An 18,876-nucleotide genomic window follows, 5' to 3' on the forward strand; every position below is an offset into this window, starting at 1 on the left:
TTGATATTTCTAATTTTCCTTCTAAATCACCTTAGATTTCACCTACAATTTTCCCTTTAACTTCAAAATTTTCTAGTGCTTATATTCTGTCATCGATATCCTTTTATCTTAATTAATACTTTTTCATCAAAATATGTTTTTTCATTTTATTTATATTCTATAACCATAATTCAACTTCTTTACTTTTACGAGATGATAATTCAAATAATAAAAATATTGGTATTTATCTAATTTAATTATTAATTTTTTTATTATTTATTACTTTAAGCTATTCTGTAACTGACTTTTAAAAAGTCAGTCACACTAATAAATTTTTATATTACTTTACAATTATTGTACTCCACCCAAAAAGTCACACAAAAATATCCTCTTTAAACTCCGCTTGCCTTGGTACACTCCTCAAATTATTGAACTACTTTTCTCCCTTTTATAAAATAAAAAACCCTCTAAAAGCTCTTTTTCTGCCTTCAAAGGGTTATTCTCTAATATGTTTTATTCTTTTTATTTCCTTTTAATCAATCCTTTGTGAACCTATTTTAGTTAGACTTTCTTTGTTTCGATTGAGCTTTCAAGGTGTTTTTTCGAGTTTAATGCAACTTTACAATTATTTTCTTATTAACTTTGCTACACATTCTACGTGCATAGTATGAGGGAACATATCTACTGGTTGTATTTCAGTACATCTATATCCTCTTTCATCTAGGTAATTTAAATCTCTTGCTAATGTAGATGGATTACAAGATACATATACCACTCTATCCGGTTGCATTGATATTATTGTATCTAATACTTTCTCGTCACATCCTTTTCTAGGAGGGTCTACTACAACTACATCGGCCGTTTTTCCTTCGCTATACATCTTAGGAACAACTTCTTCAGCCTTACCTACATAGAATTCAACATTGTCTAATTTATTTATATGAGCATTTATTTTAGCATCTTTTATAGCATCTTCCACTATTTCTATTCCATAAACCTTTTTTGCCTTTTGAGCTAGGAATAATGAGATAGTCCCTATTCCACAGTATATATCAAATACAGTATCATTTTCTTTTAAATCCGCATATTCTAAAGCTTTATTGTATAAAACCTCTGTTTGAACTGGATTTACTTGGAAGAATGATAATGGAGATATTTCAAATACTAAATTTCCTATATAATCATTTATTTTTCCATTTCCATATATAACTCTATTTTCTTTTCCTAATATAACATTAGTTTTTTCTCTATTTACATTAACCACTAAAGTTTTAAATCCTGGTATATTTTCTTCTAGTACTGATGCTAACTCTTTTAGATATGGTAACTTCTTGCCATTAGCTACTAATACAACCATTACTTCATTAGTCGTAAATCCTATTTTAGTTACTAAATGTCTTAATACTCCAGTGTGTGTTTTTTCATCATAAACACTTACATTATATGCATTTATATAAGTCTTTATTATTTTCACTATTTTATCATTTATGTCATGTTGTATTATACACTTGTCCATTGGAATTATATCATGACTTTTTTTCTTATAAAAACCTATTACTGGATTATTTCCACTCTTTTGTATAGGAAATTGAGCTTTGTTTCTATACCTAAAAGGATTTTCCATTCCTATAGTATTGTGTATTTTTACGTTATCTAATTTTCCGATTCTAGTTATAACTTGTTTTACTTCATTTGTTTTTATATCTAATTGCTTTTGATATTCTAATTCTTGTACCTGACATCCACCGCAATCTTTAAGTGAATCACTACATTTTCTATCAACTCTAAATGGTGATTTTTCTATTATCTCAACTATATCTCCAACTGCATAGTTTTTCTTAGATTTATTTATTTTAACTTTTACCTTGTCTTCTACTAATCCGCCCTCTACAAAGACTGTAAATCCATCATATTTTCCTATTCCTACTCCACCTTGACCTATATCAACTATATCTACAATATATTCTTTATTTTTTGTCAACATCAAAGTATCCTCCGTCCGTATATTTTAAAGCTACAAGAATTTATTTTACCAAAAAAATAGAGCCTTATAAAGCCCTTATATAAATAAATCTCTACTTTTATAACCCCTATACATTTGTAAACAAGCAAATAATAATAATATAAACCCAAATACAGGTCCTATATATACTAATTTTCTTGCTAGACTTTCTGCTACTCCACTATCCACAATAGCCTTTACTGCACCTGTGTAATTCATCTTAGCATTAATGCCATATCTTATCCATGTAAAAGAAGTCATTATAGCTACAGGTACAACACTCATAGTCATATAAAATCCTGTCATGGTTCTTTGTTTAACACCTTTTAGTCCCATGTATATAGGTAAGAAGAATATCACTGGCAATATAAATCCATAAAATTGGGGAGATAGTGCTAAAAATAGTATAGAACTAAATAAAAAACTCGTTATATACTTTCTTAAATAATTTGTCTTACCCTCAAAGTCACATAAAGATGCTTTTAGATATCTTATGTAAACTTCTATACTTCCTTCTATTTTATTTTCATCTTTAGAGCCTCTAATTTCTTTTAAAAGATCTATTCCTTTTGCATTTAGTTGTTGATATTGTTTTTTAAATTTTTCGTTAATTTCTATGCCTTCATACTTTGTATACAATATTTTGAGCTGTTTTATGTATTTTCCCTTTTTATTTTCTTTTACTCTTTTAGATTTCTCAACCTCTATTCTTATTTGATTTATAGTTGTCATAACTAATTTTCCACCCATTAAAATCCCCCCTTAAGTATATATTAGTATATTTAATATATTTTTACCTTATCATATATATTTATTACTCAAAAAACCCTACAGTAAAATTAAGTAGGGTTTTTATATCTTATCTTACTTTTGATCTTTAATTATAGTTTTCATAGATACTCCTATACAAACAAATATTGTAGTCCATATAGTCCCCATAAATACCCATGCAGCGCCTGTCATAAGTTCAACCTCCTTTATTTTATGAAGTTGTTACTTTGTTTGATTCTATTTCATCTTTATACTTAGATTTGATAGATTTGTATGATTGAATAAAGCCAATCAATAATACTCCAAATACAACTGCTCTACCTAAATTCACCCAAATAGCAAACTCTGGTATACCTTCTATATAGCTTGGTGTTATTTTAAAGTTACCAGCTATCCAGTAATCTCTTGTGAAGAATACTAAGAAAGTTATTATTGTTATTGGTGTTAAAAACTGATGGAATAATCTAAAGAACCACTTAGGGACTTTCCATAATCCACCTCTATTCATTTCTTGTAAAGCCTTATCTTTAACACACCAACCTATTACTATTATCTCTATTAACCCAAGAACTATCAGTAAATAATTACCTATCCAGTTATCAATTTCTGTAAAGTAAACTAAATTAGCACTTTGAGTTAGTATTGACTCTAATGCTATTGGTGTACCAACTATTAAATATCCGACAAATACTATCCAAGCACCTTTCTTTCTATCTATACCTGCATCTTCTTCTAGTAACGCAACTAAGTAATTGTACATTGCTATTGCAGATGTTATACCAGCAAAGAATAATAATAAGAACCACATAGCTCCAAATATTCCTCCACCAGTCATAGTGCTAAATACATTTGGTAATACCATAAATGCAAGGCCTATACTTCCTTTTATACCTTCTGGTCCTAAAAATGCATAAGCTATAGGTATAACAGCTGTACCACCTAATATAACTTCTGCAAATTCATTTAATGATACTGTAGCTACAGAAGCTGTTACTATATCTTCATCTGGCTTTAAGTAAGATGCATAATTGTGTATTATACCCATACCTAAAGATAATGTGAAGAATATTTGACCTGCTGCTGCTATTGCAGATGACCATGATAATTGACTAAAGTCTGGATTCCATATAAAGTTAAGACCTGCTAATGAACTCCAATCTGGATTGACTGGCGCCCCTAGTGTTAACGCTCTTATACCTAGTATAATACCAAATACATAAAGTGTAGGCATCATAACCTTGGCCCATGATTCTATACCTTTTTGTATACCTTTCATTACAGCAAATGCTAGACAGAGTATTGAAATAACCCAGAATATTAAATTCTTTGGATCTTGTATATAACCCCCAAAGAATGCTCCTGGATCTGAATTGTACCCTCCTGTTAATGAGTTAAATGCAAATCCTAATGACCATCCTATTATGTGATTGTAGTAAGAATTAACTAATATAGTAACTCCAAAAGCTATCATTCCACATAAAGCTCCAACTATAATTGCTTTTTTAGGAGCCATTGCTTGCTTAGCCTGTAAATACATCATAGGACCTATTGTACCATGCCCATATTTACCTCCATGACGTCCAATACTCCACTCAACTAACATTATAGGTATACCTATAACTATTAGTGCGAAGAAGTATGGTATCATAAATGCTCCTCCACCATTTGAAGCAGCTACATATGGGAATCTCCAGAAGTTCCCTAGCCCAACAGCATTACCTGCCATAGCCAATATAAGGCCAACCTTTGAACCCCAATTTTCTCTATTCTCTGACATTTGTATCCCCCCTTTTTTTATAATTATGCTATAAATAAAGTGTGTATTACTGTTACATATCAATTTGTTACAGAATATAAGTACAAAAAATAGCCACTAAATTTAATATTTAAACTTAGTGGCTAATATATAACTTAAAAATATAGTATAACTAGATTTAGGCATTTTTTAGTTATTATTTTTAAGTTTTTAGAAAATTTTAAATTATTTTTTAATTTCTTTTACTACAGAACTCTACTTGATCCTCTATAGATTACTCCTCTTGATGCATCAACAGTTATAACTTCTCCATCTTTTACTGTACTTAGTATCTCTCTAGCTGAAACTATAACTGGCTTATCTAAGTTTAGCCCAACTATTGCTGCATGTGAAGTCATCCCACCTTCTTCTGTTACTATTGCTCCTGCTTTTTCTATATATGGATTCATTTCTATATCAGTCATAGTTGTAACTAATATATCTCCTTCGTTAAACTCTACACATTCTTCTACATTTCTAACTATACGTACACTACCTTCAGCAGTTTTACTTCCAACACCTATACCATTTGCTATTTCTTCACTTATAACATGAACTTTTATTAAGTTAGTAGTTCCGCTTACTCCAACAGGTACTCCAGCTGTTATAACAACTAACTCTCCGTGGTTTATGTATTTAGCATTTTTAGCTGCTTCTATAGAGTTTTCTATAACTTCATCTGTATTATGAGCATTAGATGCTTTGACACTATACACACCCCAAGTAAGAGCTAATCTTCTCATAACTTTTTCGTCATCAGTAGTAGCTATTATTGGACACTTAGGTCTAAATTTAGATACCATTCTAGCAGTGTATCCTGTAGATGTAGAAGTTATTATAGCTGATGCGTTTAAATCTATTGCAGTTGTACAAGTAGCATGGCTTATTGCGTCTGTTACTGTTGAGTTGTTCTTAGTATTTTGCTTTAATAAGTTATCGTAATCTAATGTTTCTTCAGTTCTTTTAGCTATTGTAGCCATAGTCTTAACAGCTTCAACTGGATATTTACCAGCAGCAGTTTCTCCTGATAGCATTATAGCATCTGTTCCATCATATATAGCATTTGCTACGTCTGTAACTTCCGCTCTTGTTGGTCTTGGATTTCTTATCATAGAATCAAGCATTTGAGTAGCAGTTATTACTGGCTTAGCTAACTCATTACATTTTCTTATTATCATTTTTTGAACTACAGGTATATCTTCTGTTGGTATTTCAACTCCAAGGTCCCCTCTTGCAACCATTATACCATCAGAAACTTTTAGTATCTCATCTATATTATCTACACCTTCTTGATTTTCTATCTTAGATATTATTTGTATATCCGTAGCATTGTTTTTTTCTAATAATTCTCTTATAGCTAATACATCTGATGCCTTTCTTACAAATGAAGCTGCTATATAATCTATACCTTGAGATATACCAAATTCTATATCACTTGCATCTTTTTCAGTTATAGCTGGTAAGTTTATCTTAACACCTGGCACATTTACACCTTTATGATTTTTAACTATCCCAGAGTTTTCAACTACACAAACGATATCATCTCCATTAACTTCTTTAACTCTAAGTCCTACTAATCCATCATCTATTAGTATAGTATCTCCTGAGACAACATCTTTAGCTAAATCTTTGTAACTTACTGTACAAATTTCTTTTGTTCCTATAACATCTTTCATTGTTATAGTAAATATTTGCCCTTCTTCTAATAATACTTCTGGGTCAGCAAAGTTTCCTGTTCTTATTTCTGGTCCCTTAGTATCTAATAAAAGCGCTACCGGCTTTCCTAATTTTTCTCTTACCCCTTTAGCAACATCAAATCTTTCTTTGTGCTCTTCATGAGATCCATGAGAAAAGTTAAATCTACAAACGTTTAACCCATTCTCAACAAGTTGTGTTAATACTTCTTCCGTACTTGATGCCGGCCCTAATGTACAAACTATTTTTGTTCTTTTCATATTATTTAACATATATATGCTCCTCCTAAATTATATAGATAGTATTTTTGCCATCTCATAAGTTTCCTTATCAAAATCCCTAGTCATTGATAAAGCTTCAGTTATATCCATGTCAATTATTTCATTTGCTCTAGTGCCTACAACTCTTCCAGCTTTACCATCTAGAAGCAATTCTACCGCTCTAACGCCCATCTTACTAGCTAATATTCTATCAAATGCTGTTGGACTTCCACCTCTTTGTACATGTCCTAGTATTGTAACTCTTAAATCTGCATTTGTTCTAGCTACTATTTCTTTTCCAAGGTCTTGGGCATTTCCAACACCCTCTGCTAAAATTATTATACTATGTCTTTTACCCCTTTTCTTTGTTGTATCTAACTTATTACATACATCATCTACATTATAGTTAATTTCTGGAACTATTATAGTTTCCGCTCCTCCTGCAAGACCAGCATATAAAGCTAAATCTCCACAGTGCCTTCCCATAACTTCAATTATGTTAACCCTTTCATGAGATGAAGAAGTATCTCTTATTTTACCTATGGCATCTATTATAGTATTAATTGTTGTATCAAATCCTATAGTATAGTCTGTATATGCTAAGTCATTGTCTATAGTTCCTGGTAATCCTATTGCAGGGAAACCTAACTCTGTTAATTTTAATGCACCATTAAATGATCCATCTCCACCTATAACAACCAAACAATCTATACCATACTTCTTTAAAACTTTAACTGCTATTTTTCTTCCTTCTTCAGTTTTAAACTCTTCACATCTAGAAGACTTTAATATTGTTCCACCTCTATGTATAATATCACCCACAGAAGATAAGTTCATTTCTTCTAGGTCTTCTTCTATTAACCCTTTATATCCTCTGTTAATTCCATATACTTTGCATCCGTAATAAATAGCAGATCTGACAACAGCTCTTATAGCTGCGTTCATTCCTGGAGCATCTCCTCCACTTGTTAATATACCTATAGTTTTCATAATGATACCTCCTAGTATATATTACATACAGGGACAATAAGCGTCCCTGTATCTTTTTTTTATCCCATCAAAGTTAAAAAAATTAAACATGCTAATATATTCTTTTCTGATATTATACCATAATATACATTACTTTTTTAATAATATTATTAATATTCTTCTATTTTATTTTTATTCTTTATAGTACATAGGAAATTATATTCCTATTTTTACTTTATAGTAAATATAATCTCCTAAAATGTACTTTTTTAAAATATTTTATTCAAGGTTTTATTATAAAACTTAATTATTATCTTTATTTCTTTACCTTGATACAACTCTTCGGTAGTATTTCTTCCAAACTGTGCATCAAATCCTCACATATATCTACGCTTAAACCATTCCACTTGTACAATTGTTTTGTATCTTCTGCATATAAAAATACATTTTCTTTCCCTAAGTTATTTTTAAATACCTCACCTATACGATTTATAATATCTTGATTTTTATAACTATCTACTTTTAGATATAAACCAAGTTTAGAATTATTGCCTACCTGTGATCTTTGTCTTTGATTATTATCTACTCTATTTTTATATCTAGACTCTTCAAACTTAGAAGTATCACTTATATCTTTTATCTCTCTAGCTATAAGTTTTGCATTTTCATCTTCTTTTATACTTAGAGTACCTTTTACATATATGATATTATCTTCATTTAGTATATGATTGTATTTTTGTAGCAATTGAGGAAATACTATTATCTCTATTGTTCCATACAAATCCTCAAGTTCTATAAATGCCATAATATCATTTCTTTTTGTAGTTTTTATTATTTTATTAACTACCATACCACCCATTATAACTTCTTTTTCATCTAGTGCTAAATAATTTTCAACATCGTCTTTTAAAGCATTTAGTTTTCCATTATCAATAGAAGTTCTTCTACTTATTTCTTTTTCAAATTGTGAAAGTGGATGTCCACTTACATACATTCCTAGGACTTCTTTTTCTAAGTTTAGCTTTTCTCTTTCTTCATATTCTTTTAAACTTGGTAACTTACTAACTTCTTGTAATTGAGTAGAGTCTCCTTGGGATCCAAAGGCATCAAATAAAGATATTTGACCTTGAAGGTTTTTCTTTCTGTCCATAGAGACACTATCGATTAAGCCTTCATACCCTGCCATTAGACTCGCTCTATTTTCAGATATTTCATCAAAAGCTCCACACTTTATTAAGCTCTCTATTACTCTTTTGTTTATATCTTTTGAATCTAATCTTTTTAAAAGATCTGATATATCTGTAAATCTACCATTAGCTTCTCTTTCTCTTATTATATTATTTATAATATTAACACCGACATTTTTGACAGCTGCTAGTCCAAATCTTATGTTAGTTCCCTCAACAGAGAATTTAGAGAAACTACTATTTATATCGGGTCTTAATATTTCAATTCCTAATGCGTTACATTCTCTTATATATTCAACGACTTTGTCAGTATTTCCCATTACACTTGTTATTAAGGCTGCCATAAATTCTACCGGATAGTGTGCTTTTAAATATGCTGTTTCATATGATAGAACACCATATGCAGCAGCATGCGATTTATTAAAAGCATATTTTGCAAAGTCTATCATATCATCAAATATTTTTTCAGCTATTTCTTCTGGCACGCCATTCCTTATACATCCAGCTATTTCTATATTTCCATTTTCATCTTCTTTACCATGGACGAAGTATCTTCTTTCTTCTTCCATTACATCCATCTTCTTTTTACCCATAGCTCTTCTAACTAAGTCACTACGGCCATAAGTATATCCGCCTAAGTCTCTAACTACCTGCATAACCTGCTCTTGATATACTAAACATCCATAAGTAACATCCATTATAGGTCTTAAGGATTCATGTAGGTATTTAACTTTATCTGGATTATTCTTGTTTTCTATATAAGTAGGTATAGAATCCATTGGACCCGGTCTATATAAAGATATTCCTGCCACTATATCCTCGAAATTGTCTGGTCTTAATTGTTTCATGAAACTTCTCATCCCAGCACTTTCTAATTGGAATACACCTAGAGTGTTACCTGATGACAAAAGTTCATATACTTTTTCATCATCATAATCCATTTTAGAAAAGTCTATTTTTACACCATGATTTTTTTCTATCAATTCAAGTGCATCTCTTATTACTGTTAAAGTTCTTAATCCTAGGAAATCCATCTTTAAAAGACCAAGCTCTTCTAATGTGGTCATAGTAAATTGAGTTGTTATAGCATCTTGATGTTTGTATAGCGGTACATATTCATCAACTGGATTTTTAGATATAACTACACCTGCTGCATGGGTAGATGCATGTCTAAGCATCCCTTCTATTTGCTTTGATATATCTATAATTTCTTTTGTTTCTTTATCTTGTTCATATAATGCTCTTAGATTTGGGTTAGTTTCTAGAGCTTTATCTATTGTCATTCCTAAAGCAAATGGAATTTCTTTTGCTATTTTGTCTACTTTGTTATATGGTACATCTAAAACTCTACCAACATCTCTTATAGCAGCTTTAGCTCCCATTGTTCCAAAAGTTATTATCTGTGCAACGTGATCTTCACCATATTTTCTTTTTACATAATCTATAACTTCCTCTCTTCTTTCATAGCAAAAGTCAATATCTATATCAGGCATAGATACACGCTCTGGGTTTAGAAATCTTTCAAATAACAGTGAGTATTTTATAGGGTCTATATCTGTTATTTTAAGTGTATATGCAACAATAGAACCTGCAGCACTACCTCTACCTGGACCTACCATTATATTATTTTCTTTAGAGAAGTTTATAAAATCCCATGTAATTAAGAAATACTCTACGTACCCCATTTTTTCAATGACACTTAATTCATAATTAAGTCTATCTATAACTTCTTGACTTGGAGTACCATATCTTTCTTCTAATCCCTTAAAGCAAAGTTCTCTAAGATAACTATCCGGTGTATAACCTTTTGGAACTTCATATTGTGGTAAATGTATTGTATTAAAGTCAAATTCTACATTACATTGTTCTGCTATCTTTACAGTATTATCTAGTGCCTCTATAACATCTGGAAATACTCTTTCCATTTCTTCTCTTGATTTTAGATAAAATTCATCACTACCAAACCTCATTCTATTTGGATCATTTAAAGTTTTACCCATCTGAATACACATAAGCGCATCATGAATCTTTGCATCTTCTTTATTAACATAATGTACATCATTTGTAGCAACTAATGGGATACCTGTTTCTCTTGAAAGTTTTATTATTTCTTCATTTACAGCCCTTTGTTCTTCTATGTTTTGGTCTTGTATTTCTAAATAATAGTTACCCTTTCCAAATATATTTTCATATTCTAGAGCATATTTTTTTGCCTTTTCATAATTTCTATCCATAAGGGATTGTGCTATATCCCCTGCTAAACATGCTGATAAAGCTATAATTCCCTTACTATATTTTCTAAGCTCATCCATATCTATTCTTGGTTTATAATAAAATCCTTCTACATAAGAAGTAGATACCAGTTTTATAAGATTTTGATATCCTTCCATATCCTTTGCTAATAAAACTAAATGTCCTTGATTTTTATCATAATTAGGATCTTTATCTCTTAATGTACGAGGTGCTGTGTATACCTCACAACCTATTATAGGTTTTATTCCTTCTTTTTTAGCTGTTTTATAAAAATCTATTACTCCAAACATACAACCATGATCTGTTATGGCAATAGAACTCATATTCAATTCTTTTGCTTTACTCACAAGCTTCTTTACTCTTGAAAAACCATCAAGTAAACTATACTCCGTGTGAACATGAAGATGTGCGAAATCTTTGCTCACTAAACCACCTCCTGTCTTATCTTTTTATATTACCATAAAATAAGGTTATAAAACTCTAATTTTAACACTTATCTATTTAGCTCTCATATTTATACTTTAAATTAATATACCTCCTTAAAATAACTAACTATCTATTAAATACAATGTATTTTTGTATATAAAAAGAGGTTATATAAATATAACCCCCATATTACTTATTTCTAAGATTATTAGCTATCTCTTCTATTTTTCTTAATCTATGATTTACACCGGACTTACCTATTGGAGGATTTAGCATTTCTCCTAATTCCTTTAATGTTAAGTCCTCACATTCTAGCCTAACTTTAGCTATTTCTTGCAAGTTTTCAGGTAAACTATTTATTCCGATAGTTTCTTGTATAAACTTAATATTTTCCACCTGTCTAACTGCTGCATTAACAGTTTTTGAAAGATTCGCAGTTTCGCAGTTAACTATACGATTTACATTATTTCTCATTGCTTTTACAATTTTTGTATTCTGAAGACTTAAAAGTGCATTGTGAGCTCCTATTATACTTAATAAATCTGATATTTGTTCACTTTCCTTTAAGTACACTACATAGTTATTCTTTCTAAGAACTATTTTACAATTAAATCCTAATGAATTTATAAGGTTCTGTAGGGATTCTGCAAATTCCTCATTGTTAGTTACAAACTCCATATGATAATTTTTCCCCGGATCACTTATAGATCCTCCTCCAAGAAATGCACCTCTTATAAAAGCTCTTATACATTCATCATCTTTTAAAAGATGACTTGGTACTTTATTTAAAGGATAAAATCCATCTCCTGGCTCTAATATCCCTAAATCTTTTATAAGTGTTTGTGCTCCCATTTCACTAGTAACCATAAGAACATAGCTATTATTTCTTTTTAGCATTTGATTCTTATTTACCGATATAGTTGTGTTTATACCAAAATTTTGTTTTAGTAGTCTAAATACCTTACGAGCTATAGAATTTAGCTCCGTAGTTATCTTTAAATTTAATTTTTTATATCCTACAATTTGTATACTTCCTGACAATCTTACTAGAGCAGCTAATTCAGCTATGTTGCAATCATTATTTTCTGACGTAATTCTTGCTAACTCATTTTTCGTTTCAGCTGAAAAAGACATAATTACCACCTATTAACTGTTCTTTTTTAATCGTTTTTTTATTTCTTGTAAAGCAACTTTGATGATTTCCTTTTCATCATCATATCTAGCCAAGTCTACTACCCTATCTAAATGTATAAACTTAGCATCTATAAACCCTTCTTCTTTTTGAGGTATTGTATCCATATTTCTTGCATGCATTAAATACCAAAATACAGTTTTATGAACCGCTTTGTTTTCATCCCAGTTTTCTTTGAATGTATAATGAATTTCACCTAAATATTTCAGTATTTCAGCTTTTACCCCAGTTTCTTCTAAAACTTCTCGTAACGCTGCCTCTTGCCTATTTTCGCCTTCTTCTACCTTTCCTTTTGGTAAAACCCAATCTCCATTGAATTTTCTAAGTAAAAGTATGGCATTGCCAAATAGTACTACACCTCCGGCACTAACCTCTTCTCTCATAGATGTTCACTCCTTAAAACTAACATAATAATAAGGATTTCTACATAAATACTTAAAATCCTTTTTTACTTCATAGTGTCATTTTTATGACTTAGTGCCAAATCAACTATTATACTAGAAATGCAATCTGCATCATGTCTAATATAATTATTTTTTATCTCAATTAGGTTTTCTTCTATTGATTTTACCCCCATACCTTTAAGGGCACTTTTTTGCTCTTTGTCTAGTAAAACTTGACTAGCACCATCTTTTTGGTATCTTTCATATATATATTCTGGTAGTATTTCATTATTTGATATCACATAATCAATAATATTTTCACTTGAATGCTTTATTATTGCGTTTACATGTTGTAAAACATTGTATTCGTCTGTTTCCCCCGGTTGGGTCATTATGTTAGATATATATACCTTTGGGGCTTTTGATGCTTTAATTGTATCTACCACTCCATCAACTAAAAGATTTGGAATTATACTTGTATATAAACTTCCTGGACCTATAACTATTATATCAGCATTTTCTATAGAGTTAATAACTTCATCCAATGGTTTTGCATTAGAAGGTTCTAAAAATACTTTTTCTATGAACGTATTTTTAGATTTTACTTCCTTTGGAATGTTAGATTCTCCTTTTACTATGCTTTTATCTTTTAGCTTTGCTACAAGATTTATATCTTCTAATGTTACTGGTAATACCTTTCCAGTTATTGCAAATATTTGACTCATTTTATATACGGCAACTTCAAAATTTCCATATAAACCATTCATCGCTGCTAAAAACAGATTGCCAAAACTTTGACCTTTTAAGCCACCTTCTGTGAACCTATACTTCATAACTTCATCCATAGTAGGTTCTATATTGGCAAGAGCTAACAGACAATTTCTTATATCTCCTGGAGGCAACATCCCTAAGTCTTCTCTTAATACTCCGGATCCTCCACCATCATCTGCAACAGTAACTATGGCAGTTATATTTTTAGTGTGGTATTTTAGACCTCTCAAGAAAACTGATTGACCTGTACCTCCCCCTATAACAACAACTTTGGGTTCTACACTTTCCTTGCTTCTAAGATATCTTGGCTTGATTCTTTCATTTACAATTCTTCGATATAAATAAAATGATATTAATAAAGAAACCCACCCTGTTACCCCTACTATAAAAAATATAGTACTCATTTTCTCCTCCAGATTATCTAATCATAGAGTCTCTGTGTTTCTTTACGACCCTATATCCTTTTTTCATCAGCTCATCATATATAAGATTCGCTATAGTTACAGATCTATGTCTACCTCCAGTACAACCTATACCAATAACTAAATGCTGCTTTCCTTCTTCTATATACTGTGGTACTAAAAATTGTATCATATCATTTAACTTGTTAAAAAATTCTTTACTTATCTTAGAATTCATAACATAATCTCTTACATCTTGTTCGTCACCTGTTTTAGGTCTTAATTCTTCTAGATAGTATGGATTTGGTAAGAATCTTACATCAAATACTAAATCGCAATCTGCTGGTATACCATGTTTAAATCCAAATGATAATACAGATATAGTTAATTTATTATTTTCTTCGCCTTGAGAGTATATCTTGCTTATCTCTTCTTTTAAATCCTTTGGCTTCATATTAGTCGTATCTATAATAGAATCAGATACCTCTTTTAAAGGCTCCATTATTTCCCTCTCCATTTTTATACCTTCTGTTAAAGATACATTCATAGAAAGAGGATGATTTCTTCTTGTCATTTTATATCTATTTAATAATACTCTATCTGAACAATCTAAATATAACATTTCATATTTATAGTTTTCTTTTTTTAAATACTCTAAGCTTTCATGAAGTTCTTTAAAAAATCTTCTTCCTCTAATATCTATACCTAAAGCAACTTTATCGATACTTGAATTTTGTTGATAACATAACTCTGCAAATTTTGTTATTAAAGCAGGTGGTAAGTTATCTACACAATAAAATCCCATATCCTCTAAAGCTCTCATAGTTTCACTTTTTCCTGACCCAGAAAGTCCAGTAACTATTACAAATTTCATCTAACTTACCCCCTTAAATTTTTATACTCTTATATTTTCAACAAATGAAAAATCTAATTTAGCTTCTTTGATAGTATTCATAGCTTTTTCGAAATTTCCTACGTTATTAGGTATGTGTGCATCAGACCCTATTATAAATGTATTTCCTAAATGTTTTATTTTTTTTAGCTGTTCTACATTTAAATATCCATGACTGCTATTAATTTCAAGCCTTGTATTAGTCTCTTTTGCCACCTTGGCTATTTCCTCTATATACACATCTCCTTTATCTCCAGGATGAGTTATAATAAAAATATCATTGTTTTTCATAGCATTTATTATACCTTGAGTATTATACTCTTTTGCCTTTTCATTTTTTATAATGTAATTATTAAAATGATTCATCATACTTTTTAATGATGTTGGAGCTGATCCAAAATGATACCCTGCCATTACATAATCGAATAAATGTATAATATTTTCATTTATATCTATGTTACCATTTTTATCTAGTATATTACATTCCATCCCTAAAAGGATATCTATATTAGGGTATTTTTGGTTTAATTTATCAATTTCTTCTCTCATTTTTTGTATATCTTTTAGTTTAACACCATATGTCATATGTCGATATCCATGGTCTGATATTCCGATTTTTTTTATACCCTTGGATATAGCCACTTTAACATTCTCTTCTATTGTGCCTTTTCCATGACTATATATAGTGTGTGTATGATAATCTGCTAATATTTGCATATTTTAGTCCTCTCCAAGTATCTTAACCTCTTCTTCAAGTAAAACATTGAACTTAGCATTAACAGTACTTTTTACTACATACATTAAATCCAGTAAATCTTTAGCTTTAGCATTACCTATATTAACAACAAATCCACTGTGCTTTTCAGAAACTTGTGCTCCACCTAATGTAAGACCTTTTAATCCACAGTCCTCTATTAATTTTCCTGCAAAATGTCCTGCTGGTCTTTTAAAAGTACTTCCCGCACTTGGTAAACTTAAAGGTTGCTTTGTAACTCTTCTTTGAGTAAAGTCTTTCATTGTTTCTTTTATTTCTTCATAATTTCCTTTTTCTAATTCTATTACTGCTGATAATACTATATAGTCTGTTCTAGTTAAAATACTTTTTCTATATTCAAATTCCATTTGTTCATTTGTAAACTCAAATATATTACCATCCGTGTCCATAAGTCTTACAGATTTAACTATATCCTTCATTTCTCCGCCATAAGCACCTGCATTCATAGCTAATGCCCCGCCTAATGTACCTGGTATTCCTGCTGCAAATTCAAAACCTTTTAACTCTTTTCTCATTACAGCCTTTCCAACTACAGAGAGCATTGCTCCTGATTTGATTTTTACAGTAGTTCCTTCTATTTCAAAATCATTAAAGTTATTTGATATTTCAATAACAACTCCTCTTATTCCACCATCTTTAACTAATAAGTTTGAACCATTTCCTATTACAATATATGGAACGTTTTCTTCCTTTAATAGTTTTATAATATCTCTTATTTGTTCTTCTGTATTCGGCTTTACTAATATATCAGCAGGTCCACCAACTCTAAATGATATGTGTTTTTTCATCGGCTCATCTACCATTATATTTCCTTTATTTTCTTCGCCTAATATATCTAATAAACTGCTATATATAAATTCCTTATTCATATATCTATATTTCCTCCTAGTTTATACTAATTATACATATTTATATACTTATTTATATTCATTTACTTGTATTTTATTAATTTCATCTATCTTATATATAATAATGTATTAAAAAAAAAATAACAATATATAAGGTCTAAAGTAAATTAAAAAAGCGTTGATATAACTATATCAACGCAATGTTCCTAATTAGTATTTTTTGATGTTGTTTTTTTAAGGTAACATCTATGATATGCAAAGGGAATAATTATAGCCCCTCCTACAATATTTCCTAATGTTACAAAAACTAAATTTATTAATAATCCTACTATACTAACTTGTGCACCTAATAACATTCCCATAGGTATGAAGAACATATTCGCAATACTATGTTCAAATCCACATAATACAAATAGCATTATTGGGAACCAACATGAAAATATCTTTGATATTATATCTTGAGAAGCTGTAGCCATCCATACTGCTAAAACAACTAAAATATTACACATTATAGCTCTTAAAAACATCTGTAAAATATCAAGATTTGCTTTAGATTCTGCTATAGCCATTGCTTTAGTAGCTGCATCACCAGATAATGTGCCTGAATAAAATACAATTAAAGCTAAAACTACAGATCCTATAAAGTTTGCTAAATATACAAAGCCCCAATTCCTAAACATTTGACCTATAGTTATTTTCTTTTCTAAAACTGCCAAGGTCATTAAATTGTTTCCTGTAAAAAGTTCTGCTCCACATATTACAACTAGCATAAGTCCAACAGGGAACACCATTGCTCCAACAAATCTACCTAGCCCTGGGTCTATATTAGATATAGTTTGACCGAATAGTATGTTCCCTAATCCTCCAAAGCCTATAAAAATACCTGCAAGTATACCTAACTTAATACATGAGCTAGTAGATAAGTTAGCTTTATTTATACCTACATTTACCGTAGCATTTGCTACTTCCCTGGGTGTTAAGAATCTTTTGTCCATAAATCCACCCCCTATTTTTATATAAGCGCTTAAAAAGATTATAGCACCATTGTAATTAATTTATCTACAAATACAAATCATGTATACTAAATATATATTTTTAAACATAGTTACTCACATTATAAAAGACGTTTTTGTAGATTAATTTTACATTTTATTAAGTTAAATGTTTTATGTATACAAAGTTAAATTTTTATTGTATAATTACTACTGTTGTGTTTTTCGACAGAAAAATTAAAATTTCATAACAAGTTTGAAATTTATTATTTAATAATATTTATATATTTTAGAGGAGGACTTTATATGTCAGATAAGAAAATGCTTATGCCAGCTGAAATAGCAGAGTACACTATCAACACTGGTATAAAAAAGGCTACTACGCCAACTAAAAAAGTTTTAGCTTCTGCATTCTTAGCTGGTGCTTACATAGCATTTGGTGCTTTAGGATCAGTTGCAGCTGCTTATAACTTATTAGCAAACCCTGCTACTTACGGATTAGGTAAAATGGTAGCTGGGCTTATGTTCCCTGCTGGACTTATATTTGTTTTAATAGCTGGTGCGGACTTATTCACAGGAAATATACTTGTAGCTTTAGCAGCTTTCAAGAAAAAAGTTACTTGGGGACAAGCTTTCAAGAACTGGGCTTTAGTTTGGATAGGTAACTTATTCGGTGCAGTATTAGTTGCATGGATGGTTAGTATGTCTGGTGTATTCGATTGGAGTAACGGACTATACGGTGGTGTTGTTGTTAAAAATGCTATCGGTAAATTAGGTTTCCCTTGGTTATCTGCTATGATATCAGGTATATTATGTAACTGGATAGTTTGTGTTACTGTATGGATGAGCTATGGAGCTAAAGATATATCTGGTAAGGTTTTAACTGGATTCATAGGAATATTCTTATTTGTTTGTGCTGGATTTGAGCATAGTGTTGCTAACATGGGATACTTATTCGCAGGTTTATTCGCTAAAGGGAATACTGCATTCTTAGAGGCAGCTCACAAAACTGCTGCTGATGCAGCTGCTATAAACATACCAAGCATATTCATGAATAACTTAATACCTGTTACAATAGGTAATATATTAGGTGGAGCAATATTCGTTGCTGGTATATACTTCTTCTTATACGCTAACAAAGAAGATTCTTCAGAAGTTAAGAAAGCAGCTTAATTAATATAGATATTCAAGAGATTATACTATAATCACAGTATAATCTCTTTTTTTATTATTAAGTCACCCTGTTGGCTAATCCTTATTTTTTCTACATTCTTTTGTATTTTCG

The 18,876-nt window shown here is 30.3% G+C and carries 14 protein-coding genes; 1 reads left to right on the forward strand and 13 read right to left on the reverse strand.

Features of this window, described 5'->3' with window-relative positions; genetic code table 11:
* Nucleotides 1-604: 604 nt before the first annotated feature.
* The 13 genes from rlmD to I4U89_RS10040 all read right to left on the reverse strand — a co-directional run bounded on the left by rlmD (nucleotide 605) and on the right by I4U89_RS10040 (nucleotide 17,594).
* Nucleotides 605-1,963, reverse strand: a complete 1,359-nt coding sequence (gene rlmD / locus I4U89_RS09980) for a 23S rRNA (uracil(1939)-C(5))-methyltransferase RlmD (protein WP_195940224.1) — start codon at nucleotides 1,961-1,963, stop codon at nucleotides 605-607.
* Between the two features lie 75 nt (nucleotides 1,964-2,038).
* A complete protein-coding gene (locus I4U89_RS09985; protein ID WP_195940225.1) occupies nucleotides 2,039-2,731 on the reverse strand; it encodes a hypothetical protein in 693 nt (230 codons plus the stop codon).
* A 232-nt stretch (nucleotides 2,732-2,963) separates the two neighbouring features.
* Nucleotides 2,964-4,529, reverse strand: coding sequence for a sodium-dependent transporter (locus I4U89_RS09990; protein ID WP_195940226.1), 1,566 nt, complete (start codon nucleotides 4,527-4,529; stop codon nucleotides 2,964-2,966).
* Between the two features lie 224 nt (nucleotides 4,530-4,753).
* The gene (gene pyk / locus I4U89_RS09995) at nucleotides 4,754-6,514 is read right to left on the reverse strand and encodes a pyruvate kinase (RefSeq protein ID WP_195940227.1); all 1,761 of its coding nucleotides are present in this window, start codon (nucleotides 6,512-6,514) and stop codon (nucleotides 4,754-4,756) included.
* An 18-nt stretch (nucleotides 6,515-6,532) separates the two neighbouring features.
* Entirely contained in the window at nucleotides 6,533-7,492 is a 960-nt protein-coding gene (gene pfkA / locus I4U89_RS10000) for a 6-phosphofructokinase (RefSeq protein ID WP_195940228.1), read from the reverse strand.
* Between the two features lie 295 nt (nucleotides 7,493-7,787).
* On the reverse strand, nucleotides 7,788-11,336 hold the full coding sequence (locus I4U89_RS10005; RefSeq protein WP_195940229.1) for a DNA polymerase III subunit alpha: 3,549 nt from the start codon (nucleotides 11,334-11,336) through the stop codon (nucleotides 7,788-7,790).
* A gap of 190 nt (nucleotides 11,337-11,526) precedes the next feature.
* On the reverse strand, nucleotides 11,527-12,471 hold the full coding sequence (whiA, locus tag I4U89_RS10010) for a DNA-binding protein WhiA (protein ID WP_195940230.1): 945 nt from the start codon (nucleotides 12,469-12,471) through the stop codon (nucleotides 11,527-11,529).
* 12 nt (nucleotides 12,472-12,483) lie between these two features.
* Complete coding sequence (locus I4U89_RS10015; RefSeq protein ID WP_092922332.1) at nucleotides 12,484-12,912, reverse strand: NUDIX hydrolase; 429 nt, start codon at nucleotides 12,910-12,912, stop codon at nucleotides 12,484-12,486.
* A gap of 65 nt (nucleotides 12,913-12,977) precedes the next feature.
* Nucleotides 12,978-14,087 (reverse strand): gluconeogenesis factor YvcK family protein, encoded by a 1,110-nt coding sequence (locus tag I4U89_RS10020; RefSeq protein ID WP_195940231.1) that lies wholly within the window; start codon nucleotides 14,085-14,087, stop codon nucleotides 12,978-12,980.
* Between the two features lie 13 nt (nucleotides 14,088-14,100).
* Complete coding sequence (gene rapZ / locus I4U89_RS10025) at nucleotides 14,101-14,958, reverse strand: RNase adapter RapZ (RefSeq protein WP_195940232.1); 858 nt, start codon at nucleotides 14,956-14,958, stop codon at nucleotides 14,101-14,103.
* Between the two features lie 21 nt (nucleotides 14,959-14,979).
* Nucleotides 14,980-15,693 carry a PHP domain-containing protein gene (locus tag I4U89_RS10030; protein WP_195940233.1) on the reverse strand — a complete coding sequence of 238 codons (714 nt, stop codon included), beginning with the start codon at nucleotides 15,691-15,693 and terminating at the stop codon, nucleotides 14,980-14,982.
* Nucleotides 15,694-15,696: 3 nt separating this feature from the next.
* On the reverse strand, nucleotides 15,697-16,620 hold the full coding sequence (gene murB / locus I4U89_RS10035; protein ID WP_195940234.1) for a UDP-N-acetylmuramate dehydrogenase: 924 nt from the start codon (nucleotides 16,618-16,620) through the stop codon (nucleotides 15,697-15,699).
* Between the two features lie 185 nt (nucleotides 16,621-16,805).
* A complete protein-coding gene (locus tag I4U89_RS10040; protein WP_195940235.1) occupies nucleotides 16,806-17,594 on the reverse strand; it encodes a formate/nitrite transporter family protein in 789 nt (262 codons plus the stop codon).
* A gap of 303 nt (nucleotides 17,595-17,897) precedes the next feature.
* Between I4U89_RS10040 and I4U89_RS10045 the strand changes: the two genes are divergently transcribed.
* Nucleotides 17,898-18,764, forward strand: coding sequence for a formate/nitrite transporter family protein (locus I4U89_RS10045; RefSeq protein WP_195940236.1), 867 nt, complete (start codon nucleotides 17,898-17,900; stop codon nucleotides 18,762-18,764).
* Nucleotides 18,765-18,876: the final 112 nt, after the last annotated feature.

It is taken from the genome of Romboutsia sp. 1001713B170131_170501_G6, assembly GCF_015668195.1.
GTDB lineage: Bacteria > Bacillota > Clostridia > Peptostreptococcales > Peptostreptococcaceae > Romboutsia_C.

Coding starts and splice junctions, on each gene's coding strand:
- I4U89_RS09990 (WP_195940226.1), bottom strand. CDS start 4,529: ATGTCAGAGAATAGAGAAAATTGGGGTTCAAAGGTTGGCCTTATATTG.
- I4U89_RS10045 (WP_195940236.1), top strand. CDS start 17,898: ATGTCAGATAAGAAAATGCTTATGCCAGCTGAAATAGCAGAGTACACT.
- I4U89_RS10020 (WP_195940231.1), bottom strand. CDS start 14,087: ATGAGTACTATATTTTTTATAGTAGGGGTAACAGGGTGGGTTTCTTTA.
- I4U89_RS10015 (WP_092922332.1), bottom strand. CDS start 12,912: ATGAGAGAAGAGGTTAGTGCCGGAGGTGTAGTACTATTTGGCAATGCC.
- rapZ (WP_195940232.1), bottom strand. CDS start 14,958: ATGAAATTTGTAATAGTTACTGGACTTTCTGGGTCAGGAAAAAGTGAA.
- pfkA (WP_195940228.1), bottom strand. CDS start 7,492: ATGAAAACTATAGGTATATTAACAAGTGGAGGAGATGCTCCAGGAATG.
- I4U89_RS09985 (WP_195940225.1), bottom strand. CDS start 2,731: ATGGGTGGAAAATTAGTTATGACAACTATAAATCAAATAAGAATAGAG.
- whiA (WP_195940230.1), bottom strand. CDS start 12,471: ATGTCTTTTTCAGCTGAAACGAAAAATGAGTTAGCAAGAATTACGTCA.
- murB (WP_195940234.1), bottom strand. CDS start 16,620: ATGAATAAGGAATTTATATATAGCAGTTTATTAGATATATTAGGCGAA.
- I4U89_RS10030 (WP_195940233.1), bottom strand. CDS start 15,693: ATGCAAATATTAGCAGATTATCATACACACACTATATATAGTCATGGA.
- I4U89_RS10040 (WP_195940235.1), bottom strand. CDS start 17,594: ATGGACAAAAGATTCTTAACACCCAGGGAAGTAGCAAATGCTACGGTA.
- rlmD (WP_195940224.1), bottom strand. CDS start 1,963: ATGTTGACAAAAAATAAAGAATATATTGTAGATATAGTTGATATAGGT.
- pyk (WP_195940227.1), bottom strand. CDS start 6,514: ATGTTAAATAATATGAAAAGAACAAAAATAGTTTGTACATTAGGGCCG.